Origin of the sequence: Leptolyngbya sp. PL-A3 (assembly GCF_039962325.1) — a bacterium.
Classification (GTDB): Bacteria; Cyanobacteriota; Cyanobacteriia; order Elainellales; family Elainellaceae; genus Vacuolonema.
The window spans coordinates 77318-103900 of record NZ_JAMPLB010000025.1; the positions used below are offsets into that span (position 1 = coordinate 77318).

General features: G+C 52.0%; 20 protein-coding genes. 11 read left to right on the forward strand and 9 right to left on the reverse strand.

The window, feature by feature from the left end:
- Positions 1–50: 50 nt before the first annotated feature.
- Positions 51–1337 (reverse strand): DUF917 family protein, encoded by a 1287-nt coding sequence (locus NDI52_RS18915; protein WP_190772228.1) that lies wholly within the window; start codon positions 1335–1337, stop codon positions 51–53.
- 228 nt (positions 1338–1565) lie between these two features.
- Positions 1566–3128 (reverse strand): FAD-binding oxidoreductase, encoded by a 1563-nt coding sequence (locus tag NDI52_RS18920; RefSeq protein ID WP_190772227.1) that lies wholly within the window; start codon positions 3126–3128, stop codon positions 1566–1568.
- Between the two features lie 325 nt (positions 3129–3453).
- On the opposite strand from NDI52_RS18920, the gene NDI52_RS18925 reads away from it, so the two are divergent.
- The 3 genes from NDI52_RS18925 (at position 3454) to NDI52_RS18935 (ending at position 7148) form a co-directional block, all read left to right on the forward strand.
- The gene (locus tag NDI52_RS18925) at positions 3454–4782 is read left to right on the forward strand and encodes an LLM class flavin-dependent oxidoreductase (protein WP_190772226.1); all 1329 of its coding nucleotides are present in this window, start codon (positions 3454–3456) and stop codon (positions 4780–4782) included.
- A 180-nt stretch (positions 4783–4962) separates the two neighbouring features.
- Complete coding sequence (locus tag NDI52_RS18930) at positions 4963–5922, forward strand: EamA family transporter (RefSeq protein ID WP_190789397.1); 960 nt, start codon at positions 4963–4965, stop codon at positions 5920–5922.
- A gap of 53 nt (positions 5923–5975) precedes the next feature.
- Positions 5976–7148 (forward strand): aminotransferase class I/II-fold pyridoxal phosphate-dependent enzyme, encoded by a 1173-nt coding sequence (locus tag NDI52_RS18935; protein ID WP_190772224.1) that lies wholly within the window; start codon positions 5976–5978, stop codon positions 7146–7148.
- A 228-nt stretch (positions 7149–7376) separates the two neighbouring features.
- Here the strand turns inward: NDI52_RS18935 and NDI52_RS18940 are convergent, their stop codons facing one another.
- A complete protein-coding gene (locus tag NDI52_RS18940; RefSeq protein WP_190772223.1) occupies positions 7377–8447 on the reverse strand; it encodes a 3-deoxy-7-phosphoheptulonate synthase in 1071 nt (356 codons plus the stop codon).
- Between the two features lie 541 nt (positions 8448–8988).
- Between NDI52_RS18940 and NDI52_RS18945 the strand changes: the two genes are divergently transcribed.
- From NDI52_RS18945 to miaB, 3 genes are all read left to right on the forward strand, one after another.
- Positions 8989–9990: a hypothetical protein gene (locus tag NDI52_RS18945; protein ID WP_190772222.1), complete on the forward strand. Its 1002-nt coding sequence runs from the start codon at positions 8989–8991 to the stop codon at positions 9988–9990.
- A 234-nt stretch (positions 9991–10224) separates the two neighbouring features.
- Complete coding sequence (locus NDI52_RS18950) at positions 10225–11853, forward strand: NF038122 family metalloprotease (protein WP_190772221.1); 1629 nt, start codon at positions 10225–10227, stop codon at positions 11851–11853.
- A 75-nt stretch (positions 11854–11928) separates the two neighbouring features.
- Entirely contained in the window at positions 11929–13284 is a 1356-nt protein-coding gene (gene miaB, locus NDI52_RS18955) for a tRNA (N6-isopentenyl adenosine(37)-C2)-methylthiotransferase MiaB (protein ID WP_348256491.1), read from the forward strand.
- A 14-nt stretch (positions 13285–13298) separates the two neighbouring features.
- Here miaB and NDI52_RS18960 read toward each other — a convergent pair whose 3' ends face one another.
- Positions 13299–13937 (reverse strand): L-threonylcarbamoyladenylate synthase, encoded by a 639-nt coding sequence (locus tag NDI52_RS18960; RefSeq protein ID WP_190772219.1) that lies wholly within the window; start codon positions 13935–13937, stop codon positions 13299–13301.
- Between the two features lie 163 nt (positions 13938–14100).
- Between NDI52_RS18960 and NDI52_RS18965 the strand changes: the two genes are divergently transcribed.
- Positions 14101–14556, forward strand: coding sequence for a hypothetical protein (locus tag NDI52_RS18965; RefSeq protein ID WP_190772218.1), 456 nt, complete (start codon positions 14101–14103; stop codon positions 14554–14556).
- Positions 14557–14558: 2 nt separating this feature from the next.
- Here the strand turns inward: NDI52_RS18965 and prmC are convergent, their stop codons facing one another.
- Entirely contained in the window at positions 14559–15527 is a 969-nt protein-coding gene (gene prmC / locus NDI52_RS18970; RefSeq protein WP_347280043.1) for a peptide chain release factor N(5)-glutamine methyltransferase, read from the reverse strand.
- Entirely contained in the window at positions 15505–16287 is a 783-nt protein-coding gene (locus NDI52_RS18975) for a Tic22 family protein (RefSeq protein WP_190772217.1), read from the reverse strand. The genes prmC and NDI52_RS18975 overlap by 23 nt, the downstream gene beginning before the upstream one ends.
- Positions 16288–17200: 913 nt before the next feature.
- Here NDI52_RS18975 and NDI52_RS18980 point away from each other — a divergent pair.
- Positions 17201–18523 carry an ABC transporter substrate-binding protein gene (locus NDI52_RS18980; protein ID WP_190772216.1) on the forward strand — a complete coding sequence of 441 codons (1323 nt, stop codon included), beginning with the start codon at positions 17201–17203 and terminating at the stop codon, positions 18521–18523.
- Between the two features lie 338 nt (positions 18524–18861).
- Here the strand turns inward: NDI52_RS18980 and NDI52_RS18985 are convergent, their stop codons facing one another.
- On the reverse strand, positions 18862–19068 hold the full coding sequence (locus NDI52_RS18985) for a hypothetical protein (protein WP_190772215.1): 207 nt from the start codon (positions 19066–19068) through the stop codon (positions 18862–18864).
- A 635-nt stretch (positions 19069–19703) separates the two neighbouring features.
- Here NDI52_RS18985 and thrC point away from each other — a divergent pair.
- Positions 19704–20798, forward strand: coding sequence for a threonine synthase (thrC, locus tag NDI52_RS18990; protein ID WP_190772279.1), 1095 nt, complete (start codon positions 19704–19706; stop codon positions 20796–20798).
- Here the strand turns inward: thrC and NDI52_RS18995 are convergent.
- Positions 20761–21309 (reverse strand): hypothetical protein, encoded by a 549-nt coding sequence (locus NDI52_RS18995; protein WP_190772214.1) that lies wholly within the window; start codon positions 21307–21309, stop codon positions 20761–20763. The two genes, thrC and NDI52_RS18995, sit on opposite strands and share 38 nt — an antisense overlap.
- A gap of 46 nt (positions 21310–21355) precedes the next feature.
- Positions 21356–22846 (reverse strand): site-2 protease family protein, encoded by a 1491-nt coding sequence (locus tag NDI52_RS19000; protein ID WP_190772213.1) that lies wholly within the window; start codon positions 22844–22846, stop codon positions 21356–21358.
- Positions 22847–23790: 944 nt separating this feature from the next.
- Here NDI52_RS19000 and NDI52_RS19005 point away from each other — a divergent pair.
- On the forward strand, positions 23791–24498 hold the full coding sequence (locus tag NDI52_RS19005) for an MBL fold metallo-hydrolase (RefSeq protein WP_190772212.1): 708 nt from the start codon (positions 23791–23793) through the stop codon (positions 24496–24498).
- 343 nt (positions 24499–24841) lie between these two features.
- Positions 24842–26377, forward strand: a complete 1536-nt coding sequence (locus NDI52_RS19010) for a hypothetical protein (RefSeq protein ID WP_190789396.1) — start codon at positions 24842–24844, stop codon at positions 26375–26377.
- Positions 26378–26583: the final 206 nt, after the last annotated feature.

Consider the following 26583-nt stretch of genomic DNA (forward strand, 5'->3'; position numbering starts at 1 on the left):
CTGACGCCCAACTGAACTAGTCAGAAGCAAGCTGCACGGTTTTCTCCAACTCAAGCCTGAAACTTGACATAGCTTCCTGCATAGCCCAGGTCTTCCATCATCGCCTGCATTACCTTCAAAATGCCAGGGTCATCACGAAACGCGATGCGGTGGGCCTGGCTGGGGGCACCAATCGGTTGAGTCGCCTCGATGCCAATGGCATACAGTTCCCCGGCCTCTCCGGTTTGGATTTTTGCCGCTAGTTCCGAGTTGTCGAAGGTAGAGCCATCCAGACCCAGCCAGGCCAACATATCAGGGGCCATGATAACGGGCTGCGATAACTTACTAGAGTAGGCCAAGATGTTTTCGTTAACCATGTAAACGGTTACAATTTCCTCGCTACCGCTCACCTGCAAGGTCAGCGTCGCGTGATCGTGTCCTTGCTGAGTAGCAACGGCCATCTTCAGCGGCTTCATGGGTGCCCCGCCCAGTACCCGGCTCTTGAGGCCAGCGGTTTTCAAAGCTTGCTGCACATCCTGTAGATAGTTGCCTTGACTTTGCCGGATTGCGGCTCCTACGGCAATGGCATTGCTAAGACCTCCAGGAACGGCAAATTTCTTGAGTTCTGACCCTTTCATTAACCATGTGGCAATGGCACCGAGCAGCCCGTAGGCGGAGCTGCCAATGACCGCGATCGCATTAGTCTGAATCTGGCTGGTTGTACAGGCCTGAAAAACGGCAGATTGATACTGGGTTGGGTCGTTTGCATCGTTGGCGATCGCTGCCCCACCCCGCTGAATCAGCTCGTTTTGTAGCCCGAAGGTGGTTGCGGCGATGAGTGGCACTGCCCGCCCACAACCATCGGCATCGACCACGGGAACGCCCAGGTCACACGCCGCCAGAATGGGTGCGATGCTGTTGACCGCACCTATTTCACCTGGCACCACAAACGATACGCTGACGCCTGCCGATTTTTCCAGTGCTCTGATGCAGCGCTCTAACGAATTGAAGCTGGGGGATTTCAAATTGGCTGCGGCGATCGGCGATCCCAAATAGGCAGACATGACAACCCATTGGTCATCGCCGACCTGATCGACCCCGACCATGGGAATCACCTGGCTCGGATCAAGGGTTCCGAGCATATCCCGCCCCATACTTTTCGGACCACCGCCTCCCACTGAAAGAAAGGCGGCACCATCTAATAGGTCTTGAAGAGACTGATGATCCACCGTCAGCACGGCCTCGTTGCAGCTAATGGGCTTTAGAGGCCGCACCAAGGGCGTTCGAGGCTCCCGCGATTGAACTGGCAGCTCTTCGTAACGGTTCAAGCTGGTAGCGTGGTGCACGCTAAGGAACATGACGGTATCTCCATTGCAGTGAGAGGTTGTAGCAGCGACACGCCCCTAGTGTTCTATCAATTTTTAAGTGTCGGGCACCCAACACTTAAAAACTAATAAGAATTTTTTGACCGGTCTTTGACTCGTCAAAAAATTCTTAACGGAATACTAGGGTCTGTTTTAAGGGTTGTTTTTTCGTGTGCTTCGCGCACGAAAAAACAACCCTTCCAGCAAGTTTCAAAACTCGCCTTAGTGTCTGGGTTCATAGACAATTTTCGTATCGCTGAATTGAGAGGGAACTTCAGAGCGTTGGATATCCGCTCCTTCCGGATACGGTGTTAACCCCTGCTCATTGGTAAACAAGTTGGTCGGATCGTATTTTGTCTTAACGAACAGGAGTGAATTAAACACGTCACCCCAGTAGTTCCAGCGATAGTTGATATTATTCCGGTTTGGATAATTCTGGTATTTGTGCCCGTTAGAGTATTTTTGGAGCAGTGCGTTGAACCCTGTGAGCCATTCTTCCGCCTCTTTCTGGCCACTCTTGGGCCACTTGTCACTGAAGAACGAGTCTATGAAGAAATCGAAATCGACGTCGCGGTGAATGAAGGCGTTGGGGCGTTGGGGTGATGCTGCGGCTCCCCCATAGACCTCAAATGCACACAAGTTATAGAGGTTGGGTGTGGTCTTGAAATAGTCAATGATTTCGGTCCATTCGCTCGGTTCCAGGGTGCGCGCAATGTAGTTGCTCTGCTTGCTTTCAAAGACGGTTTCTAAATCTGGTGGGATCTCCCACCAATTGAGCAAGAAGTCGCTGAGGTTTTTGTATCGCGCCACCTGCTCCTGCAACAGGTTCGGCGTACCGATAGTCATCAAAGGGGCGATCAAGCCCTTGCCCTCCTCCCGTGGGCCTGCATACATTCCCATGAACAAGAACGAACAATCTTCCGCGCCGCGAATTCTGGAAAAGGCACATTGATACCCAAGTTTGGGCGTCAATCCAGTCTGCATATAGTTTCTCTGTAACTCCGGTAGCACCTGAGCGGCCTGATCAATGGGCCATTCAATCACAAACGCCCATAGATCGCTGAGCGGGGCCGTGCGATATTCCACCTCAAGGAGTATCCCCAGGGTGCCACCCGTGGCTCCTCGTATCGCCCAGTACAGGTCAGTGTTCTGAGTTTCATCGGCAACGACGATTTTGCCGTCAGCGAGCATCACTCGAACGCGTTCAACGACATCACAGTTCAAACCGAAGGTACGGGAAGTAAAGCCGTAGCCACCGCCCTGCATGTGACCGGCCACTCCTACCGTCGCGCATTCGCCACCCGGAATATGTAGCCCATAGAGATCTAGCTCAGCGTTGACCAATCCAAGGGTAGCGCCCGCCTGTACAACAGCGGTCGTCCGATCAGGAGATACGAACACCCCGTTGAGGTTGCTGATGTCGATCACCATACCATCGACTACAGAGTATCCGGTGTTGCTGTGTCCTCCTGAGCGAACAGCGAACGGCAGTTCATCCCGGTATTTCGTGACAAGCGCCAAGCATGCAGCAACATCTGATTCAGCCGCACAGTAAACGATGATGCAGGGATAGGGGAGATCGGGGACTAGGGAATGTCCTTTTCGATCTTGGGGGTATGTCGGATCGCCTGGAAGCACGATCGTGCCTTGTAAGGATTGCTGGAACGCTTTCAGTTCTTCATCGCTAAATGGAAGCCTGCAACGTTCAGCGTCTGGTAGTCTGGAGAGCGACTGATGCAACTGCTGTTGACGCAGGGCTAAATTCGCATTGGTGAGCATTGCCATGACTGCCTCTCCTCATCTCATATGTAGTTAGACCTTGGGTATGGAGGGCGTCCCCGCCTGTACCTAGCGATCGCTAATGCAGTTTAAGTCGACCTCAGGCAGGTTGACAATTATTTTTTATTGTGCAGTAGTTGAGCCGATCGCCAGATATGGCTAAGAAGTAGAAGCGCCTGTTGAGAATCCAGCATTTAATGTGTGCACGTACACTGGAATAAAGCCCAGTTAGATGTTTGTAAGGGAATGGCCCTCCGGGCCATTCCCTTACAAACATCTAACTGGTTTGGTTTTTAAACTGGTGTTACGTAGGCTGTGCATGGGAGGGTGAATGACTCGTTCAAAACAGTTGAAACTGGGGGCGTTTATGCGTCCGGTTAGCATCCATACGGGTGCCTGGCGTTATCCTGGGGCGTTGCCTGATGCCAACTTCAACTTTCCGGCGCTCAAACAATTCATTCAAAAACTGGAGCAGGGCAAGTTTGACGCCTTCTTTATGGCCGATCACTTGGCGGTTTTGAATATGCCCATTAACGCCCTGAAGCGGAGTCATACTGTGACTTCCTTTGAGCCGTTCACCCTGCTTTCCGCCCTGGCTGGCGTCACCGAACATATTGGGCTCGTCGCCACTGCTTCAACGACCTACGACCAGCCTTATCACGTTGCTCGCCGCTTTGCCTCGCTTGACCATATCAGTGGTGGCCGTGCGGGCTGGAATATTGTTACGACGTACAATCCAGACGCTGCGCTGAACTTTGGCCTGGAGGAGGAAATGGAACACGGTGAACGCTACAAGCGGGCTCGTGAATTTTATGATGTGGTGATAGGGCTTTGGGATTCCTTCGCCGATGATGCGTTTATCCGAGATGTGGAAGCAGGGATTTATTTCGATCCGGCAAAAATGCATATTCTCGATCACAAGGGAAAATATTTCTCGGTGCGGGGGCCCTTAAACATCGCCAGGCCGATTCAGGGCTATCCTGTAATTGTTCAGGCGGGTGCTTCGGAAGCGGGACGACAACTGGCCGCTGAAACGGCCGAGGTGATCTTTTCAGGCGTTAACACGCTAGAGGCTGGTAAGGCATTTTTTGCAGATGTTAAACGTCGTGCCCAGGCTGTTGGTCGTGATCCTGACAGCATCAAAATTTTGCCGGGTGTTCTGGTCGTGGTGGGCGAAACGGTCGAAGCTGCCCAGGCAAAGCAAGCTCACCTGGATAGTCGGATACACTACGACAGTGGGATTAGCAGTCTGAATCTGGCACTGGGCTATGATGTCTCCGGTTTTGACCCGGATGGGCCGTTGCCGGAAATTCCAGAGACAAATGGTAGCCAGACGGGGCGCGATCGCATCGTTGCCCTGGCCCAACGTGAAAATTTGACCATTCGCCAGCTGGCCCAACGAGCTGCCAGTTATGGTGGGCTGATTTTTGTTGGTACGCCCCAGACGATCGCCGATGACATGGAGCAATGGCTCATGGAAGAAGGATCGGATGGCTTTAATGTGATGTTTCCTTTTCTGCCGGAAGGGCTGAATGATTTTGTCGATCAGGTGATTCCAGAACTTCAGCGGCGTGGTATCTTTCGCAAAGACTACGAAGGAAAAACGCTGCGCGAAAACCTTGGCTTGCCACGCCCTGCCAACCGCTTCTTTGAGCAGTGACGTGAACACAACATCGGTTAGCGGAGAGGTGGATAAACCGCAACTCTTGGCTTAAACCTGCCTGCACGGGTTAATGGAATAACCCGTCTGTGAAGTTGAGTTTCGATTTAACAGCCAAAAATTTTGTTTGCCACAGCTGTTCTGCTGATTCCATTTTCCATCTACTAAGCCATCAATGTTGTGATTGGAATTTTGACTGTTTTATTGGCGGCATTTGTTCTGACATTACATAACATTGTCGTTCGAGTTCTATTCTCTCATCAGGTCTTTCTAGGGTTATTTTCATTGGGAGGCTATGTAGCCCCCACGTTTCATAACTCTTTTCTTTTGATGTTCATGCGGATGTTACTGGTTGTTCCCCTCATGGCATCCCTGGCACCCAAGTTGCATCCCAATGCCACGAAAGACATTCAGAAGCTATTTTTGCCGGATAGCCGGAAACTTCTGGCCCAAACGCTTGTTTGTGGTGTTCTGATGTTTGTTTATATTTCAATTCTGTATGTTGCGATCGGTTCCATTCCGGCTGGTATTGCTCTGACGCTGTTCAGCACGTATCCGGTATTTACCGCTTTGTTATCCTGGCGCTTCTTTGGCGATCGCCCCACCTTGTTCAAATGGGGAGTGGCTGGCATCATTCTGTTGGGTACCGTGCTGACCATTCCTCAATCGTCAGCCATGGCTGATGGGCCTCTGGTGGCGATCGGGGTGGTTGCCAGTATTAGTTCTGGGGTCATCTATGCGTTTTACTCCGTGCTGGCTCAGAAGGTTTTTGAGAAACTGCATCCGGTGTCGTTTACGTGGATGAGTTTTGCCATGACCTTGTTACTCTCAGGCCTGAGTCTGTTGGTTTATCCAGCGCATGATGGACAACTGGATTGGACTCCCCTGTGGATTGGTGGGTTGTTATCTGGATTATTCAGCTTTTCAGGCCACGTGATGCATAATCTTGGCATTCGGATGATTGGTGCAACGACTGCCTCCATGATTAACTCCAGTAGCCCAGCCATCACAACAATTCTGGCCTGGGCTGTGATTCATGAAACGCTCAATGTTGTTCAGATGATTGGAATTTTGGTCGTTACTGTAGGGATTGTGCTGCTCAGTAGTGAACGCGTATTAATGCGGCGATCGCAATCCTAAATACGGCCTGAGCCTGGTACACGACTTGAACCCTTCACGCTGAGTTAATTGAAATGGCTTATTCTCAGAAGAAAAAAACATCGGCCAAAGCAGACCAGATCAACGAGTCGGTCATTCGTGAAATGACGCGAGTGGCGTTGCAACATCAGTCGGTTAACTTAGCGCAAGGATTTCCAGATTTTGCCTGCCCTCCAGAGCTGAAGCAGGCGGCCTGTGACGCGATCACGCAGGATGTGAATCAGTATGCCATTACGTGGGGCGATCGCTTGTTTCGCCAGGCCGTTGCTGACAAAGTGCAATGGTATTTGGGCTTAACGATTGATCCCGAAAAGGAAATTACCGTGACCTGCGGTTCAACGGAAGCTATGGCGGCAACAATGCTGGCCCTGGTTGAGCCGGGAGATGAGGTGATTGTTTTTGAACCGTACTATGAAAACTACGGCCCTGATGCAATCCTGGCGGGCGCAACTCCCCGCTATGTCACCTTGCATCCACCTGACTGGACATTTGACGAGGCTGAGTTGAGACGGGCTTTTAGCAATCGCACCAAAGCCATTATCGTCAACACACCACACAATCCCACGGGCAAAGTTTTCAGCCGCGACGAGTTGACGCTGATTGCTGAACTTTGCCAGCAATGGGATGTATTAGCTTTTACTGACGAAATCTACGAACACATTCTGTACGACGGCACCGAACACATTGCTATTGCCACGTTGCCGGGAATGGGCGATCGCACCGTCACCATCAACGGATTATCTAAAACCTATAGCGTCACGGGATGGCGAGTGGGATACATTCTGGCTCCCGCTGAATTAACAAACGCGATTCGTAAAATCCATGATTTTTTGACGGTGGCGGCACCCTCTCCTCTACAACGGGCCGGAGTTGCAGCCATGAAACTTCCCCCCACGTATTACGAGAATTTAGCCACAACCTATCAAGCGAAGCGACGTTTCATCACACAGTTATTAGACGATATCAATGTGCCTTACTTTCAGCCGCAAGGCGCTTACTATGTGTTGGCGGATATTTCGCGGTTTGGCTACACGAACAGCGTTGAGTTTACCTATTATTTAATTCAGGAAATTGGTGTGGCTGCAATACCCGGTTCCAGTTTCTTTAGCCAACCGGAATTGGGACGATCGCTCATTCGCTTCTGCTTTAGCAAAACCCCTGAAACGTTAGAAGCCGCGAAAGAAAAGCTGTTGAAACTGAAACATTAACTCGACTGTATAGCAGAAATCAACCAATATTGGGTGGTCTGGGGTGCTTTGCATCCTACACCACCCAATATTGGTTTGGGTATTCGTATGAGCTAATAAAAATGCGATCGCAATCAATGAAATGCGATCGCATCTTCTCAAATCAAATTAGTACCAGAACCTGACAGCTCCACAATTCGCTGACAGTGGTTAATTTTTTGTGCTACACGCACAAAAAATTAACTCAAATTAAGCAACTGGAACTGGGGAGGTCTGTACCTTCACCGCCTCTGCCAGGGAGCGTAGCATCTCAGCCGTTGTCTCAAAGTCTACGCAGGCATCAGTAATGCTCTGGCCGTAGGTCAGTTGAGACAGATCGGCACAAATGGGTTGGTTGCCCGCCACTAAATGGCTTTCAACCATGACACCCATGACGGAGGAGGAACCCGCCCGAATCTGGTTGGCGATGTCTTGTAGAACAACGGCCTGGCGGGTGTAGTCTTTGTCAGAGTTGCCGTGGCTGCAATCGATCATCACTCGTTGATTCAACTTGTGGCGAGCCAGCTCTTTTGCCGCCTTTTCAACGGAAGCCGCGTCATAGTTGGGGCCGTTTTTGCCTCCGCGCAGAACAATATGGGTGTCGGGATTGCCCGTTGTGGTCACAATGCTGGCGAGGCCGTGGAAATTGATTCCCAGGAAGTGATGGGGGGAGCTAGCCGCTAGCATTGCGTTCACAGCCGCGTTAAGGCTACCATCTGTACCATTTTTGAAGCCGACGGGCATGGAGAGACCAGAAGCCATTTCTCGGTGGGTTTGGCTCTCGGTGGTGCGAGCCCCAATAGCTGTCCAGGAGATAACATCGGCCAGATATTGGGGGATGATGGGGTCAAGTAACTCTGTGGCGGCAGGCAGACCCAGTTGAGCCAGGTCGAGCAGCAATTTCCGGGCCAAACGTAGACCTGTGTTAATGTCGTAGCTGCCATCCAGATGGGGGTCGTTGATCAGCCCTTTCCAGCCAATATTGGTGCGAGGCTTCTCAAAATAGACTCGCATCACGATTTCCAGCTGATCAGACAGCTCAGTGCGGAGCTTGAGCAGCTTCTGACCATATTCGTAGGCCGCATGCACATCGTGGATAGAACAGGGACCAACGATCACCAGCAGACGTTGATCCTCCGCTTGCAGAATGTTGCGGATGCGATCGCGGGTATCCGCTACGAGAGTAGCCACGCCCTCTGTAATGGGAAGTTCCCGATGAATGAAGTCCGGGTTTAACAGAGGACAAGTTTCAACAACGTGCAGGTCGTGGGTTTGGCGCATTTGATTTGTAATTTTTTTAACAAAAAACCTGATATCTCCCCTTGGCAGCTTATCAGGTTTGTTTTCTACTCTGACTCTGACTTATAAACCCTCTCAACGACAACAAACTTTTTTGAAAAATTACACTAGATTGCACAAATCCTCATGGAAGGCACGTATCGCCATACTCTAGCTTCATAAGGATTTGAAATAGACCATTTTTTTAATCTTAGATTTTACGTGTATTCTTCATACACCAAATCTAGTGCTTCACAAAATAAACGTTAGGAGAGTAATGCGGCGTGCGAAGCATGCCGGGTCACCAAAGCTCTTGTTACCTCAATACTCCGGACAGTTTTTCTGAAACCTTTGATTTTGCGTGTGCAAAGCGCACGCAAAATCAAAGGTTTCAGAAAAACTGTCCAGACTAAATGTTGCCTGACGCTGGCTACAGTTCTGGATGCTGGTGGGGTGGACATCTTGCCAGACCCACTAAAAGGAGGGTGTTTTTAGGCTGAGTTATTTCTAATCTTTAGGGTATTCCCCTATTTGCCGATACCCTATGTACCTCGTGACCACCAAAGCCGAGCGTCTCCCGCGCGATCATCAAATTGTCATGGTGGATGGCACGGTGCCGGATTGGGAGGCGAAACCAGGCGATCTGCATTGGGATCATCACCGTTCAGGTGGGGCAGCTGTGCAGATGGACGAAATTCCAATGCCAGAAACGAAAACACTCATCGAAGAACGGGCAACAGACGCTTCTCCCTGTTTTGTCACCACCATGGTTGATCCGGATGCCTGTTGTGCAGCCGCCTGGGTACAGTTACCCCGTGAGGTGCTAACGCCCGAAACGATCGCCAGATTTAAAGCGATCGCCTGGGATTGCGACCATCTCACCGTCCCCGATGATCTGAAGCCCTATGCTGAGTTTGCGGCCAAGGCTGTGGTTGCCCTAAAGAACTCCAGTGAGGGTATTGCCTCTGATCTGGGGTTGCCCCATGAGCGGAAGGAATGGGAGGACGAACATTGGGAGGCGTATTCGTCGGAAGCCTTTCGGAGGGGAACGGAGTGGTTGATTGAGGCAGCGAAGGGCGATCGCCCCTACCCTGGTGAAAGCGGCGAGGCTGACGACTATTGGCAACAGATGGAAGCGGATACCCAGATGCTGATCGACGAAAACCGTATTCGCTTTATCACTACAGACCGAGGGGATGTTGCGGTTTGTGACCAAACCAGTACGAGCCATGGAATTGATCCGCGATCGTTTTACCAGGCTCTTCCCAGGCTGCATAACGCATCGACCAAGCTGCGTCCAGAAGCCATTACCATTCGGGATCACCGGACTGGTGGAACGCAATACACGCTCGGCAGCATTCCCTTGCATCCCAAACAGGACACCCTCGATTTCACCCAGGGAACCTTCGACCGACTCAGCCGGGCGGAGCAGGAAAAAGACCCCGAAGCAGGCTCTTGGGGTGGGCGTCGTACCGTTGGCGGTTCTCCCTGGAACACTCCTTCAAACCTCACGGTAGAGGAAATTGTTGCGTTGCTTGATGAGTAATCGATGGAATTTTGCACGCCGCATGGGGAAGAGTAGGGTGCAGCAGAATTGGCATGGCCCGATGAGCCGGGTGCCATAAAAATTCTTGAGAAAACCGGGCGTTGCATTCTTTCACCGATGCTTAATTGTGGTCTAACGCCTTGATTTAAGCACGCTCAAAAATTTCGATTGAGGCCCCTTTCCGGTTGTCGGAGTTGGGGGAATGGTCGTTTTTTAACACTTGACGACAAATATATGACGATAGACCGGGCTGGTAATAGCTTTGATACAGCCAGACGAGTGGCGTTGAATTCGCGATCGCAAACTTTCCGCGATTCCCTCAGTCACACTGACCGCAATGATTTCTACCGCTTTCGCTTGGCCCAGCACAGCAGTTTTCAAATGGCTCTGTCTGGCTTAAGGGCAGGGGCCAATGCGTTGCTGCTCAACCAGCGGGGGCAACGGGTGGCTACTGCCCAGCGTCCAGGTCGGCAAGCAGAGCAAATTCAACAGCAATTGGGGGCGGGTACCTACTACTTGCAAGTGTCTCGGGTGGACGGCAGCACCTCCTACAATCTGCGCATGTCGGCTGTGCCAGATTTGGCAGGCGATCGCCGGAACCAGGCTCGCTATCTGGGGCCGTTGGGGCGTCGGCAAGTGCGGGAGTCGATTGGGGGGAGCGATCGCCAGGATTGGTACCGTGTTCAGGTGAATACCCGTAGCCGTCTGTCACTGATGTTGCATCGCCCAACGGCTGACCTGGGCCTGCAACTGTTATGGAGCAACGGTGCTGTGCTCCATCAATGGCCAACGACGAATCACCTGGTGCAGCAAACAGTGGCTCCTGGCACCTATTTTGTGCGGGTAGCTCCGCGAAGTCCTCATGCCAGGGGCGCTTATCAGTTAGATCTAAGAGCGGCGGCTCTACCGACACCCTCCAAACTGCGGTTCAACTTTACCTATGGTGAAGGAGTGCCACCTTCATTTCGGAATGCTCTGGAGGAAGCGGGGCAGTTGTGGTCACAACGGTTGACGGATGATGTGCAGGTCAATATTCACTTCCAATTTGATAACGATGTGGCCGGTGGGGCTTCTACGCTGGTGCAGTATACCTATAGCCAGGTACGGCAGGCGTTGGTGAGCGATCGAACATCAGGGAGGGATGCGATCGCTCTGCAATCTCTCCCGAATAGCCCGGCTCTAAACTTGTTGATGAATTACACCAGCGACAACCCCAACGGCTCCGGCAGTGCTGAGCCCTATCTGGATAACGATGGGGATGCTAACAACCGACTCATCCGGATGACGACGGCTAACGCGAAGGCGTTGGGGTTAAACCTGGCTCAAGGAGTTCCAGCGGGTACCTTTGCAGGGGGTGACTCCCGCTACGATGCCGTGATGCTGATGCCCCAGTCGGGGCTGTCGGGCTATGCCTGGGATACGAATCGGAAGGATGGCATCGCCTCTGGTGCGGTGGATTTGGTTGGAATTTTGGCTCACGAAATTGGCCATATCCTTGGTTTTTCTAGTGGTATCGATGCCCTGGATCAGAGCAACACGCAGGCTGATGATCAGTGGACCTGGGTGAATACCCTCGACCTGTTCCGCTATTCCTCGGACAGTATGGCGGCAGGGGCAGGTGTGCGCGATTGGACGGTGGGTTCCCATGATGCCTTCTTTTCAATTAATGGAGGGACAACCCGCCTGAGCAGCTTTGGCACCGGAATTTACCACGGCAACAGCACTTTTCCGGGCCACTGGAATGATGACGCTTCCGGGATTATGTCGTCGACGCTGGCTCCTTTTCTGGGTCAGCCTGCCCCGATTTCTCAAACCGATATGACGGCTCTGGATGTAATTGGTTGGGATGCCAGAACAACTTAAGCGCTGCGCAATCTCCAACGCCTATAATCAATAAGGATATTCCGGCAGCGATGGTCTGCCTTATTTCTGCGCCCTATGACCCGTAACGCTCGTCGCTATCACATCACCACCTTCGGCTGCCAGATGAACAAAGCAGACTCCGAACGGATGGCTGGCATCCTGGAAGACATGGGCTTCCAATGGTCAGAAACGCCTGATGATGCAGATTTAATTCTCTACAACACCTGTACCATCCGCGACAATGCCGAGCAGAAGGTTTATTCTTACCTGGGGCGGCAGGCCAAACGTAAGCAAGAGCAACCTGACCTGACGTTGGTCGTGGCCGGATGCGTGGCCCAGCAGGAAGGGGAAGCCCTCCTGCGCCGCGTACCCGAACTGGATTTGGTCATGGGACCGCAACACGCCAATCGACTGGAAGACTTGCTGGAACAGGTGTTCCAGGGTAACCAGGTAGTGGCAACGGAACCCGTTCATATCTACGAAGACATCACCAAGCCCCGTCGGGATAGCAAGATTACCGCCTGGGTAAATGTGATTTATGGCTGTAACGAACGTTGTACCTATTGTGTAGTGCCTAATGTGCGTGGGGTTGAGCAATCCCGCACGCCCGAAGCCATTCGTGCCGAGATGGAGGAGTTGGGACGGCAGGGCTATCCAGAAGTGACCCTATTGGGGCAAAACATCGACGCTTATGGGCGCGATTTGCCCGGTAGCAAGCCTGATGGTAGCCATCTGCACACCTTCACAGATTTGCTGTACTACGTCCATGATGTCCCCGGCGTAGAGCGTATTCGCTTCGCCACTAGCCATCCCCGCTACTTTACGGAGCGATTGATCCGCGCCTGCCACGAACTGCCCAAGGTGTGCGAGCATTTCCACATTCCTTTCCAATCAGGGAATAATGCGCTGCTGAAGGCCATGTCACGAGGCTACACCCGCGAGAAGTACCTGCGGATTATCGATACTATTCGTCGCTATATGCCGGATGCGGCTATCAGCGCAGATGCCATCGTCGGCTTTCCGGGTGAAACCGAGGAGCAGTTTGAAAATACCTTGCGGTTGGTAGAAGAGGTTGGTTTTGATCAACTGAATACCGCCGCCTATTCTCCTCGCCCAGGCACTCCGGCTGCGCTGTGGGAAAATCAACTTTCGGAGGAGGTGAAGAGCGATCGCCTTCAACGTCTCAACCACCTGGTTGCCACCAAAGCAGCGGAACGGTCCCAACGCTACCAAAACCGCATCGAAGAAGTCCTTGTAGAAGACCAAAACCCCAAAGACCCCAGCCAGGTGATGGGCCGCACGCGCACCAATCGTCTCACCTTCTTCAATGGCGACATCGAAGCGCTGCGAGGCAAACTGGTGAAAGTGCAGATTACCGAAGTGCGAGCGTTTAGCTTGACGGGAACAGCGTTGGAAATGGCGATCGCATAAGCAATGCTGAATGATTAACGCCCAGCATCTGCGGACAATGCAATACTTCCTGCGCGGAGCACTTGCCAGCCATCCTCTGTCCATTTCGCCACAGTAGATGGCTGCCCAGAGTTTGCAGCTTTGTTGCCCAGGTTGTCTGCCAAACTCCCTTCCAGGGCTTCTAATTCCGCTGGTGCAAAGGTCAACACCTCTGGGAATTGCTCGTTAATCTCTGCAATGGTTTGGAGGGGTGGTTTCCCGGAGCGGTTGATGCTGGTGGTAGCGAGTGGTCCTGTGTGGCGGAGCAAATGACGGGCGATCGCTCGATTCGGCACTCGTATGCCAATGGTGGTTGGATCGCTAGGGTTCATGGCAGAGGGGAGGCGATCGCTCGCAGGTAACACCAGGGTCAGCGCCCCCGGCCAGTAAGTATCTACAACGCGTTGCCATATGGCCCTTTCTGTATCGGTTCCGGTTACATAGGGCCATAAATCCGCTGGGTCGCCACCCATGAGAATGAGGGGTTTGGTTTCGCTGCGTTGTTTGGCGGCATAAATGAGGGCAGCAGCGTCAGGGCGGCTTGCGAGGGCAGGAACCGTGTCAGTGGGAAAGCTGATCAGGCGATCGCCCTTCTCTGCCGCTTCCACCAGAGTTTTGAATGAAACCTGTGCCATTGAATTGATGGATGAAATTAGTTGTGAAGGGTGGGGCGGGTGCAACCTGCCCCATCCTTCACAACTAATAATAGGATTGCTGTATCACAATGAATGACAGCAGATTGAATGGATACGCCGCCACCCAAATTTCTTGGGATGTCTATTGAGGAAAACACTGGCTATGAGTGAGCAGGCAGCACAGGTACGGCAACAGCTAACAGAAGAGTTGCATTCTTACTGGCAAGAGCGGTATCAGGCCTATCAGGAAGGGCGAGAGGTGGGGCGATCGCTTAACCTGATGGCTCAACGCATTCAGGCCGCTGATGCTCAGTTACCTGCTGCTGTAGAAGAGGCTTACCGTTTTTACCAGGAGAACTTAGTGGAGCGGGATATCGGCACTGTGTCTCTGTCCCATTTGCCCATCAACGGCATCCCCGTTTACACCATCATGGCCTCAACCGATGGAGATGATGGTTGGTTAGAGGTCTACGACGATGTGGGGGAATGCTTGGGAGTTGGGCGAACGTATTTAGAGCTGGTGAACTGGGGCGATCGCGACACGCTTCGTAATCAGGTGGAAACGGGGGAGTATCCGCCAGAGATGGATCGAGGCCAAACCCTCTGGGCGCAGGATTGATATCAAACTCTTTGGGCGCTAGCAAAACGCTCATTGCCCGATAAATCATGATGAATGGCGATCTGCTGGTAATGACCGTTTTGACGCAATAACTCAGCCACATCAACCCCCTGCCCGGCCATCATTTCAATAACCCAAATTCCCCCTGGCTTCAGGTAATTCGGAGCTACATGGACCAGGTGCCGGATCGCGTTTAGACCATCCTCGCCCCCATCAAGGGCTAGATGAGGTTCGTGATCCATCACCTCTGGTTCTAGCGTGGTAATAACGGCTCGGGGAATGTAAGGCGGGTTAGATACCATGCCACACAGTTGGCCATGCAGAGAGGTGAGAGGCGAAAACCACTCCCCCTGATGAAACTGAATGCGATCACCCAGGCCATTCTCAATCGCATTTTGTTTGGCCACCGCTAATGCTTCTGGGCTTACATCCACGGCATGAATATGAGCTTGGGAAAAAATGCTAGCCAGGCCCAGAGCGATTGCCCCACTCCCCGTTCCCAGATCCACCCAGTGCCCACTGTGAAATTCTGGGTCGGACGTCAGCTTTAGAACCAAATCAATAATTTCTTCAGTCTCAGGGCGGGGGATGAGAACAGCCGGAGTCACCCGCAGAGAAAATTGTCGCCAGGGAGTACGCCCCGCCAGATATTGAATGGGTACCCGCTCGGTAAGGCGTTGTTGCCAGAGTTGTTGCAACGCTTCCAAAGAGGTGAATAAAGATACGGCTGGGCGATCGCGCAACGTGCCCAGCCGTAACTCTAAACCATTTAAATCTGCAAGTTCTTGCAGAAGCCAATCCACTTCATAGGGAGGGATGTGAGCGGCGATCGCCTGCTCCTGAGCCAACTGATGCCATTGCCAGAGGGTAGAGCCCGAAATGGAATACTCGGCTCTACTGGCCTCAGGGCGATCGGTATTGTCAGGAGCGTGGCTCACGATGTTGCCCTTACCGCTGTCTGGGGTTTGCACCAGGAGCTGCCTGCTGCCCACCGAACTCTTCTTGGATATATTGCAAGGACTCGGTCGGTGGCACCAGAAACAGATTGTTCAGGGAGGGATCATCTTCAGACCGCAACACACTGATCAATGCTTCCAGGGTCGTGACCTGAATTTGCATTGTGTTAGCCAGGGAGGGATCCTGCTGAGAAACCCGGGACAGCAACGATTGCACCTCTTGCTGCTGGAAGTAAAGGGGGATTACCTGATTCTCACCCTGGGTAATGGTGAGGTAGCCGCCGCCATTCTGCGTGGATTCGGCATAAAACACCGGCACACCCTGAAATTCTTCTGCAGCTTGGCCCTGCTCTTGCAACAAGGTACGAGCCGCTGCCACCTGAGCGTCTCCAGGAACCAGACTAAACCGAGGAACATTACTTCCTTCCGGCGCTTCCGAAATCAGACGGAAAATTTCTCCCAGAGAAAGGGGTTTGATAGCAACCTGGCCTGCCAGGTCGGGGTTGGCTTGCCGCAGTTGATCCAGGAATGCCTGAGCATCCTGCCAGTTCATATAAACCTCGGCCACAGCGACACTTTGATCCCCACGAGTAACCGTATTGACGAGGGGGGCTCCATCGGGGGTAGTAATCGCAAATACGGGAACAGAACGGAGTCGAGCGGCAACCTGCTCATCGGTTAATGCTAAAACCTGATGGGCTGCGGTGATGAGGGTTCCCAGCAAGATGCTGCCCGCTAACCCTAGCCTGAGACCCCAACGAGTCCAACGTTTCATAACGACTCCTCGGCTATGCCTGAAAAACAACAAATACCTGGCCTGGAAAACGACGCATTAAACCTAATGACGACGAGAACAAGTTTCAAAATCCCAGCGGTATGGAACTCTTAGGAATTCTTAGTACTTGTAGCACAGTCCGGAAACTTCAGCTATGACTCTGTGGCAGTGTAGCAGGTGGCGATCGCCCCAATCAAAATGCCCAACCCTTTTTATGAACAGCTTTTGAACTCAAAGGCTGTCCTATAAAAAATATTAATTGGGGCAAATTTGTCAGCACGAGATCGAGAATGCAAGACTAATCAACGCATTCTCAAAACGATGCTAAAACTCAAAAATTAGTTCTTGGGTTCCCACCTGGCAAAGCGCAAGCCCACGGTTGCAGGTTCACATTGAAGTCATCCTTGTTACTGCGTCATCCCCTACAAAAAGTAGACGGAGAGGCGGGTAAAAGGTTTCTCTTCTAATATCAGATCGAATATCAGAGGAAAGTTTGGGTGAAGGAAAACTCTACTCTGATAGTTCTTAGATGAGCAATGAACTGAGTTACAGAATTTGGCTACGAATTATACATGAGTGGTTTGTAATACACTCAACTGATCTATATTTTGGTCGTGTTTCAAACGCGTGGATGGGATGTGGTGAAAGGAGCACTTCGCGTTCCTTTCACCACGCGTTTAGAACACGACCCACACCGACTTACTGGAAGCATAAGATTGGCCTGTAGGAATATTTTCAAATTTGATTGTTTGTGCATCTTGCGTGCAAACCATCAGCTTTGCAAACATTCTCGAACCCGCTATGCTATGTATCCGAATCTGCATTCGGTGATTCCACCCGAATCCCTTACTGGCGCGATAGTATTTCACTTTCTACCTGCCGTACTTTTTTTGTAATTGTTTCGAGGACACCTATGAATAGCCCCATTCGCTGGTTTGCTCGCTTGGGTCAGGGGGGTGCGATCGCCCTCCTCCTTCTAGTAACCGCCTGCCAAAATAACACCTCTACGGCTGAGTCTCCAGCAGCATCGGCTTCTGCGAGTCCTGCGGCGGCATCTGCCGATGGCCCCTTCAAATTGGGTAGCTTGATGCCGCTGACGGGAGACCTGGCCCAATACGGGCAAACCATGCAAGATAGCATCAATTTATTAGTAGATACGACCAATAGCTGTGGCGGGGCTTTGGGCCAGCCTATCGAATTGATTTCAGAGGATGACCAGACGGACCCAGCAGCAGGGGCGGCTGGTATGACTAAACTGGCCGAAGTGGATAGGGTTGGTGCGGTGGTTGGGGCTGCAGGTAGTGCCGTCTCCAGTGCTGCTGTAGATATTGCTGTACGAAATCAGGTGGTGCAAATTTCTCCCTCCAGCACCAGCCCCTCCTTCACCGATCGGGCCAAGAATGGCGACTTCAAGGGTTTTTGGGCGAGAACGGCTCCCCCCGACACGTTCCAGGGGGATGCACTCGCCCAACTGGCTCGGGAGCAAGGCTTCAACACTGTCGCTGTGCTTGCCATTAATAATGACTACGGTAATGGTCTGCTAGAAGCTTTTGTGCCTGCCTTTGAGGCGTTGGGTGGCACGGTTGTGAATAAAGACAACCCCACCAAGTACGCTGAAAACGCGACGACCTTTGACTCTGAATTGCAGTCTTCTTTTGGTGACAAGCCCGATGCAGTACTGGTCATCGGTTACCTGGAAACGGGCAGCTTGATCCTCAAGTCGGCCTACGAGCAGGGGTTGCTGGGGGGTGACACCAAAGTACTCCTGACCGATGGGATGAAGAGTGACGAGCTGGCAGAGAATGTTGGCAAAGGTTCGGATGGTCAGTTCATCACCACAGGTGTCATCGGTACTGCCCCAAGCGCGGGTGGCCCGGCAATCGATGCGTTTACAAAGCTGTATCAAGAGAAGTTTAACCGTGCTCCCAACGTGTACGATCCTAACTCCTGGGATGCCGCAGCAATCCTGGTTTTAGCAGCGGAAGCGGCTAAGTCGGGTCGGGGAGCTGACATTGAAGCCAAGTTGGATGAAGTGGCCAATGCTCCGGGTGAGGTCGTAACGGATGTCTGCAAGGGTCTGGAGTTAGTACGGGCTGGAACCGACATCGATTATCAGGGAGCCAGCGGTACCGTAGACTTCAACGCTCAAGGTGATGTGGTCGGTAGCTACGATGTATGGACGATCGGTGACGATGGCAAGGTGAAGGTTGAGTCAACCATTAATGTGGGTGGCTAACGCTTCTACTGACATCCACTCCAGTTAGTCAAATGGGCTGATAAGTATTTAATATGGGGCGCAAAACACCCCGTATTAAATACTTTGCGCTGTACCGGAGCAAAATTGCTAGACCTGATGGCTTTCTATTGGGTATGGCATGTAACACGCCATACCCAATAGAAATATGTAAATTCTGTATTTAAGAAAAAAGGTGCCAGAGGCACCTTCCCAAGGAACTTTAGATGAACACTTCGGTTAATTCATTCAATTGAGCATCGAGTTTGAGGGCGAAACCTCCAGGCTAGCTATTGGTAGAGATAATAGCGATCGCCAACTCGATTCAACTCAAACAAATCTTACTGACCAACTGTTGCCAGCTGCTTTTGCTGTTTTAGAATTTGGAGCTGCTGAAGCAGAGCATCGGCCTCGGCTTGTAGATGGAGCAACTCAATTTGCTGCGGTTTGCTGTAGGGAAGCCGGGGAGCCGCAGGCGTCAGAACTGCGACGTTGGATTGGCTAGCAGCATCAACAGAAGAATTCGATACCAGGGTTTGACTAGTCATTTGTACTTACTCACGCCACGAGGGTTATTGTATCTCAAACCTCGGCTCTGATTGTAGTGAAAGCTGCATTCCTGAAACCGGGGTCTGTGGCAGTTTCGCAATTGGTAGTGTTTTTTGCGTCATCCTATAGACACAATCCTCGGGCGATGACGCCAAATCAGGAAAATTTTATGTGGGCTCTGTACACATAAAAATTCCTTGATTTGGGCAGCAGTTCTCATGATGGGCTTCAAAGCCAAGATTGGGCTCCCGACGGGCGCGCAATCTTGGCTTTGAAGTCCAAAAACCGCTTGCCGAAGGCAAGCGGTTTTTGGGGCTGATTTTATACTGAGAACTGCTGTTATTTGGATCCCGAAAGCCGAAAAAGACAAAAAACGCTGTAATAAAAGCTATCGATTTTGAGTGGCTTGGTAGAGTCGCGATAGACTGGACTGATAGGCATGGGGCATAGACTCGGGTATTTACGTTGCCCTTCATCGGGTTCTGTTTCGTTCTGACGACCCCTGCCCAGCAATCAACCCGATGTGTTACATGGGGCTGGTCTGTTCTATCCTGACTAATGCCAGGATTTTCAACGTTTCTCGTAGATTGGCAGACGTATCGTGACAGTAAGTATTGATGCTCCGAGCGGGGAAATGTATCCCCAACCTGCGATCGCCGCTAACAGCTCTTATCAGGGCTGGCGTGGCCTGATTGAGACCTATCGCCCCTTCCTGCCGGTAACCGACAAGACTCCGGTCATTACCCTCCATGAGGGCAACACACCGCTGATCCCGGCCCCGGCGATCGCTGCCCAGATTGGTCGGCAGGTGGAAGTCTTCGTCAAATACGATGGCTTAAACCCCACAGGCAGTTTCAAAGACCGGGGGATGACCATGGCCATCTCCAAAGCGAAGGAGGCCGGGGCAGAAGCGGTCGTCTGTGCCAGCACGGGCAACACGTCGGCTTCCGCAGCGGCCTATGCGCGGCGGGGTGGAATGCGGGCCTTCGTACTAATTCCCGATGGGTATGTAGCGTTAGGTAAGCTGGCTCAAGCCCTGCTCTATGGGGCGGAAGTGCTGGCCATTCAAGGTAACTTTGACCAGGCTTTGCAAATTGTGCGGGATGCAGCCGAGCACTATCCTATTACCCTGGTGAACTCTGTTAACCCCTATCGCCTGGAAGGTCAGAAGACCGGAGCATTTGAAATTGTCGATGTATTAGGCGATGCCCCCGATTGGCTCTGCATCCCGGTGGGCAACGCAGGTAATATTTCTGCCTACTGGATGGGCTTCTGCCAATATCACCAAATTGGCAAGAGCACACGCTTACCCCGCATGATGGGCTTCCAGGCCGCAGGGGCAGCTCCCCTGGTGGGTGGATCTCCAGTCCCGCATCCTGAGACGCTGGCCACAGCCATCCGGATCGGCAACCCTGCCAGTTGGTCGAAGGCGATCGCCGCCCAGGAAGCCAGCCAGGGACAGTTCAATGCGGTCACGGATGAAGAAATTTTGGCAGCCTATCGATTGCTGGCTGCGGAAGAAGGCGTATTTTGTGAACCAGCCAGTGCTGCCTCGGTAGCGGGTTTGCTGAAGGTAAAAGATCAGGTGCCCACGGGCGCACGGATCGTGTGCGTGCTGACGGGCAACGGTCTGAAAGACCCCGACACCGCCATCAAACACTGCGAAAACCAGGTGAAAGCTGGAATTGCGCCTACTCTAGAATCGGTAGTTCGTACGATGGGGTTTTAGGGGCAGATTCATTCCCGTGACTCTCTCCACTGACCTGGGTTGGGACGCTGGATTTAACCAGGTGTCCTCCTCGTACCCGGGTCAGTTGATCCACGGTATCCCCAAGGGCGGCCGTTAGCTCTCGGCGAGTACGGGCATGGGTTTCCTGCTCTGCTTTGATTGCGCGGGTCAGGCGATCGCACTCCATCAATGCCTTTGTCAACGCCTGACGCAGCTCGTCAGGTGTTTTTAATGTACTCACCAACTCCTGTACTGCTTCGGGCACGCTGGGGTCGGTCGCTACGGGTGGGAGGGGAGGGTTTCCCTGGAGCTGCTCTAGCTCGTCCTGCAATTCCTCAATCTTGCGTTGAGAGAGGGCTGCTTCCGTACGTCGTTGCTGAGCTTCAGTTTGATAGAGTTCGCGCCAATTCATAGCGCTGGCGAAGGCCCCATCTCGCTCTTTGTGGGCATCCTCCAGCTTCTGCTGCAAATTCTTAATTTCCCCTAACCATTGCTGGACATCGTGGGACATTTCCAGTGCTCCTGATCCAATCCAATAGGTGAAAAAACGTGAGAGCCTAAAACAACAGTCGTGTCATTAACGGAGGAACCGGAAGAATGATAACGACCAGGACGGTAAGTGCCAAAAGGCCAAAAAAGTCGCGTCGATTGTCTAACTCGCTTACATCATTCAGGGCTGGCTCGTCCATGGCGGGAATAAATAGCAAAAGGATAGCCCACAACAGAAACTCCTGCTGCACAAATGAGATAAATAACACCAACAACCGGGCAATCTGACCAATTGTTGCGCCCATCCGTTGGCCAAACATGGCATGGACGATGTGGCCGCCATCTAGCTGGCCAACTGGCATGAGATTCAGGGCGGTAATGACAATGCCAATGCAACCGGCGATCGCCACAGGATGCAGATCAATAGTCTGTTGAGCTGCTAACTGGCCCCCCAAAGCCAATCGGCTCAAAATCGCCAGCAACAGAGATGACTGTGGATCAAACGAGTTGAAATTAAGAATGCTGGAGGTTTCGGTACGATCAACAACCGTTGAGTGCGCCAGCCCCCAAAATAGGAAGGGAAGGGAGGCCAGAAAACCTGCCATTGGCCCTGCAATGCCGACGTCAAACAAAGCTTTGCGGTCTGGAACGGGCGATCGCATCTGGATAAACGCCCCAAAGGTACCAAACGGAAAAACTCCTGTAGGGGGTACTGGAATAAAGTAAGGCAATGTGGCCCGCATGCCATTGCGACGGGCTGCGAGGTAATGAGCCATTTCATGGATACCCAGGATGGTCATCAAAGCGAGTCCGTAGGGCAAGCCAAGCAGTAAAACTGATGCATCCCCAGGCAATTCCTCAGCAGTTTTGCCCAACAGGACGATGCCCCCCAGAGTACAGGTCAGCAACGTTAAGGCCGACAGCACCAGCGCTACAATAGGACGTCCATCAGAACGCTTGGCTGCATCTCCCCGTCTGGCCTGTACATTGGGAACCAGAGCAAAGAAGGGTTTGCCGTTGCCCCCTTCTTGAAAGATGACGAGGAAGCGATCGCCAAACCGCATTTCGATGTTCTCGCGGATAGTTTGATAGGCTACCTCGGGCGAAGCGCGCAATTGCCCCCGGCAAATCAAAGCCTGGGGGCGATACTCGACATTTTGTAGGTAATAAACCGTCCAGGGAAAGCAAGTGTGTAGAGTTGCTTCTTCTTCGCGGTTGATGGGTTTGATAATGCCTTTTGGGTCGAGGGAAGCAGGGGGGATGGGAATGGTTTCAGGAGTAGAGGTTAATGTCTCCGATGGGGGCGGTGAGACGGGACGGCCCCACTGGATCAAAAACCAATAAAGAATTGGGCAAAGTACGAAGGGCCCTAATAATAGAATGGTAGGAATTTGAGCTTCTTCACCTTTCATCAGGATCCACCCCGTCCAGATTAGAGCGGGGGTCATCAGCACCAACCACAACAGCCATACAGGGGTGCGTGTGATAGTCGCCACACTCCGCTGTACCGTGAAGTAGGTGAAGAGTCCTAATATTCCTAATAGAAGGAACCAAGCCATGCTATCTAGTGGGCGCTAAGAGGGCTATGAATCAGCGGCAGTTAAGTACCCCACTGAATTTAATCGGTTTTAAGATGCACGTCATCACCCTAGATAGGGGATACACCTCTTCGATCATGATAGCTTTTTCACCCTGAGCCATTTCATCAATGCTTTGGGCAGTTTTGTGAGAATTACTTCTATATTGGTAAAGCTCATACAGAATTAGCCCTACTTAAAAAAATGTTTAAGCTGCTTACTATACCAAATCTGGTTGAAAAACTCGGAGGTAAGCTCCTCACCAGGTAAAACCGCTCCACAGTTTAACCCAGTGAAATAAGTCGCTTTACTAACCTGAGTTCGGATTATGGACTTTTTCGAGGCGCACACCTCGCCTGCCTCTGGAAACAGCCCATTTTAATTAGACCGAGTTGAGGTTACTTACAACATTAGTTCGGACAGTTTTTCTGAAACCCTTGATTTTGCGTGCGCGAAGCGCACGCAAAATCAAGGGTTTCAGAAAAACTGTCCAGAGTATTGTTACAAGAGAAACAGATGTTTTCTTGGAGGTAAATGGAAACAACGTTCCTCGCTTGTTGAGTATTTAATATCTAAATGGTTGATGCTTATAGCTACTTACTTCTGGTGCATTTACAGCGCTTTTCAAATGCTTAAAATCTAGTTGTTTTTGTGAGAGCCGTGCGGAGCCCGGTTCTCACAAAAAAACGTGGCTGATTCAAGCGCAAAGCGCTGTGGGTCTTAACTTAACTCAATTAACTTTCAGCTTAAGGATAATTTCGTCCAATGCATTGAGTCGTAAACCGTTATAGTTTGAAAGGCTGGGAAAAAGCCTGTTTAGGGCTAATATGGGTTGGAATTTTCAGAGCTGTTGATGGGTATTCGCACAACCTACAAAAGCGCAACCCTTCTCGGCACTCCTTCAGGCAAACTATATTTTCAAGGTTATGGCATCTGGACCGACTGAATTTGACTTGCTTCAACCTCCCGCAGTGGGCTCAGGGAAACTTCCCCGCCTGGTTGTAGAGGGGGTGTTTGCCTTTCCGCCCAATCGCAACACCATGGGAGGAACGGCTTACCTGGTGGTGGAGCCAACAGGCAATATTCTGGTTGATTGCCCGGCCTGGGATGAAACCAACGTCGCCTTTTTGCAGGAACAGGGAGGGGTGCGCTGGCTGCTGCTAACCCATCGTGCAGCCCATGCCCATGTGCGGGAATGGAACAATGCGCTTCACTGCGAGATTTTAATTCAGGAACAGGAAGCCTATTTGCTTCCTGGTATTCCTGTAACCCCCTTTTCTGATGAATTTCAAATCAGTTCTACCAGCTGTGCTCTATGGACACCGGGTTATTCTCCAGGTTCGTCCTGTCTTTATCACGCCTTACAAGGTGGACTGCTGTTTACAGGACGCCATCTTTTGCCCAACCAGGCAGGTGATCCCGTTCCTCTGCGGGTTTCTAAGACATTTCACTGGCCCCGCCAACTTCGTAGCCTGGAGCGGTTGCAGCGAGAGTTTTCGTCGGAAACATTGCAGTGGATTTGCCCCGGAGCGAACACGGGTTTTCTGCGGGGGAAGCGGGCGATCGACCAGGCTTACGAACGGCTGGGCCAATTGGACGTGGAGAGTTTGAGGAGCATGCAACCCGGGTTGTAAGGGTTGCTTCAAAAATTACTCATACCGTTTTTACAGCGCTTTTATGAAGCTGCGGAGAGTGGTGTGTGGCACTACGCTCCACACACCACTCTCCGCAGCTTCACATTGATTTGGTATATAGCAATGTGCAAGTGCGTTAAGTACAGCAACGGTGGTGTGGGGCACGAAGTGCCCCACACCACCGTTGCTGTACTTAACGTGCACAGCGCTATAACGTGCAGATTGCATAGCTCCTGCATTGTAAGCTTTGCAAAATTAAGATTTGCGCGAAGTCGGCGGATGCAACGCGTGGCTCGGTGGAAAGAGGGGAATGCTGAAATTAAGCCTCCTTGAGCCGTGAGCTATGACTGATTTTCTGGTACCCACTGATTCTGTATTACCTTCCGAGGCGGAAGCCACTCCAGATTTAAGTTCCTGGGTGCTGCGTATTACAGCATCGCCAGATCAACGGGTACCAAGGTTGCGGCAGGCAACCCAGGTTTTAGCCGCCATGCAGCAATTGGTGGAAATTGTTCAGGGGGTGCGATCGCCCGATGGTGGATGGGATCCCGATCGCCCCGCTACACCAGAGAATTTGCTGCCCTACGTCTTCGAGGAGGCTAGTGACTTACTGGATGCCCTTGAATCTACCCTGGATAGCTTTTCCCGTCGACCCAGTGAAGGGGCCGAATCCTGGTTATCTCAAGACCTGTGGCAAAACTACTGCTTAGCAGAGGATTTTGCCCCGCAATTGCTCTGGGGTATTGCTCGCAGCGCTTATGGTGTAATGCGGCTGCTGGAGGGGGTACGGGCTATTGTGCAGGAGGATGGGCGATCGCCTCGAGAATCTCATGGCATCGTTCGGATGACGGCTCTGCTCCAGATTCGGATTGCTGACCATAGCCAAACGATTGACCTGGTGACTCACCATCCTCCGGAAATGACCCTGGATACTACCGTTCCTATTCAATTGCTGGAAGGGTACCCCATGACTGAACCCCGTCCCGCTGGGGAACTGTTGCAAGGCTTTGTCCAACAAATTCGGATGACAACTCCAGCAGTTCTAAGCTTTCTCAATGGAGTTGCGGTTACAGGTCTGACCCCTCAGCATCGTTGGCAGACAGGTACCCTGCAATTAAAGATGGGGTTGGAATTTATCCCTGACTATGAAGTGACCCGAGCTGCGGTTGCCCTGCCCCAATCAGTGCCGATTCTCAAATTTACCGATACGGTGTGGCTAGAGGCTTACCGCACAACTGTTTTACAGCAATACCTGGCGACCTTGATTCCGCAACTGTCGGCCTACCAAAACATGGCCCAGGCCGACTTGCCACCGCTGGCTGACGATATCCTGCCACTGCTGGTACAGAATGCCTGTGAAGTGGCCAATCTGCTCGAATCTGCTCCTCCATTTCTCGCCCAACGCCCAGCAGAAGCGGGCGTGCCCTTAGCGGATCTGCTGCCGTGGCTCCTCTGGTGTGTGAGTCGCAGTGCCTATGAGGTGATGTATCTCATTGGTGGGCTGCGCTGTCGCTTGCTGCAACCCGGGCAGGCCTGGCAGTCTGGACTGCTGCGCTTATTGCTAACTCTTAAGGTCAGCACACCTGAGCATGACTGGTACTTTGATTTAGCAACCGGTCACATGCCGGAACCTGATGTCTTTCCGTTGGAGCCGGATGTAGTAGTTCAACTTCCTAGCCGCTTGGGTGGTAGCCAACCTTGCCTGATTGAGCAGTGGCAGAGCCGCGTGATGGCGGCGATCGAAAGTGCAACCCCTGAGTTGCGTTTTCTCTTGGAAGGCACTGCGGTAGATATTCTGACAAGGGAAGCCGAGGCAGTTCCGGCATTGGTGCAGTTGTTGGTCGATTTTGATTTCCTGGCTGATCTTCAATCCAGCTAGTACGCTGAGGCGGAAATCCATCACCTATGTTTTTGTGTGGGGTGCGAAGCACCCCACACAAAAACATAGGATGTAAACTTAGGCCGCAGCCTACTAGTGGGTCATTTGACTCGAATATCGCCATTTTTTATAGGCGGCTGTCAAGATAGTAGGGAACCCTTGGGTGCCCTGCTATGACCCGTCGCCAAAAACATCCCCTGCGTGAT

Coding starts and splice junctions, on each gene's coding strand:
- thrC (WP_190772279.1), top strand. CDS start 19,704: ATGTATCCCCAACCTGCGATCGCCGCTAACAGCTCTTATCAGGGCTGG.
- NDI52_RS18945 (WP_190772222.1), top strand. CDS start 8,989: ATGTACCTCGTGACCACCAAAGCCGAGCGTCTCCCGCGCGATCATCAA.
- NDI52_RS18995 (WP_190772214.1), bottom strand. CDS start 21,309: ATGTCCCACGATGTCCAGCAATGGTTAGGGGAAATTAAGAATTTGCAG.
- NDI52_RS18935 (WP_190772224.1), top strand. CDS start 5,976: ATGGCTTATTCTCAGAAGAAAAAAACATCGGCCAAAGCAGACCAGATC.
- NDI52_RS18950 (WP_190772221.1), top strand. CDS start 10,225: ATGACGATAGACCGGGCTGGTAATAGCTTTGATACAGCCAGACGAGTG.
- NDI52_RS19005 (WP_190772212.1), top strand. CDS start 23,791: ATGGCATCTGGACCGACTGAATTTGACTTGCTTCAACCTCCCGCAGTG.
- NDI52_RS18915 (WP_190772228.1), bottom strand. CDS start 1,337: ATGTTCCTTAGCGTGCACCACGCTACCAGCTTGAACCGTTACGAAGAG.
- NDI52_RS18985 (WP_190772215.1), bottom strand. CDS start 19,068: ATGACTAGTCAAACCCTGGTATCGAATTCTTCTGTTGATGCTGCTAGC.
- NDI52_RS19010 (WP_190789396.1), top strand. CDS start 24,842: ATGACTGATTTTCTGGTACCCACTGATTCTGTATTACCTTCCGAGGCG.
- NDI52_RS18975 (WP_190772217.1), bottom strand. CDS start 16,287: ATGAAACGTTGGACTCGTTGGGGTCTCAGGCTAGGGTTAGCGGGCAGC.
- NDI52_RS19000 (WP_190772213.1), bottom strand. CDS start 22,846: ATGGCTTGGTTCCTTCTATTAGGAATATTAGGACTCTTCACCTACTTC.
- NDI52_RS18940 (WP_190772223.1), bottom strand. CDS start 8,447: ATGCGCCAAACCCACGACCTGCACGTTGTTGAAACTTGTCCTCTGTTA.
- miaB (WP_348256491.1), top strand. CDS start 11,929: ATGACCCGTAACGCTCGTCGCTATCACATCACCACCTTCGGCTGCCAG.
- NDI52_RS18980 (WP_190772216.1), top strand. CDS start 17,201: ATGAATAGCCCCATTCGCTGGTTTGCTCGCTTGGGTCAGGGGGGTGCG.
- NDI52_RS18965 (WP_190772218.1), top strand. CDS start 14,101: ATGAGTGAGCAGGCAGCACAGGTACGGCAACAGCTAACAGAAGAGTTG.
- NDI52_RS18960 (WP_190772219.1), bottom strand. CDS start 13,937: ATGGCACAGGTTTCATTCAAAACTCTGGTGGAAGCGGCAGAGAAGGGC.
- NDI52_RS18925 (WP_190772226.1), top strand. CDS start 3,454: ATGACTCGTTCAAAACAGTTGAAACTGGGGGCGTTTATGCGTCCGGTT.
- NDI52_RS18920 (WP_190772227.1), bottom strand. CDS start 3,128: ATGGCAATGCTCACCAATGCGAATTTAGCCCTGCGTCAACAGCAGTTG.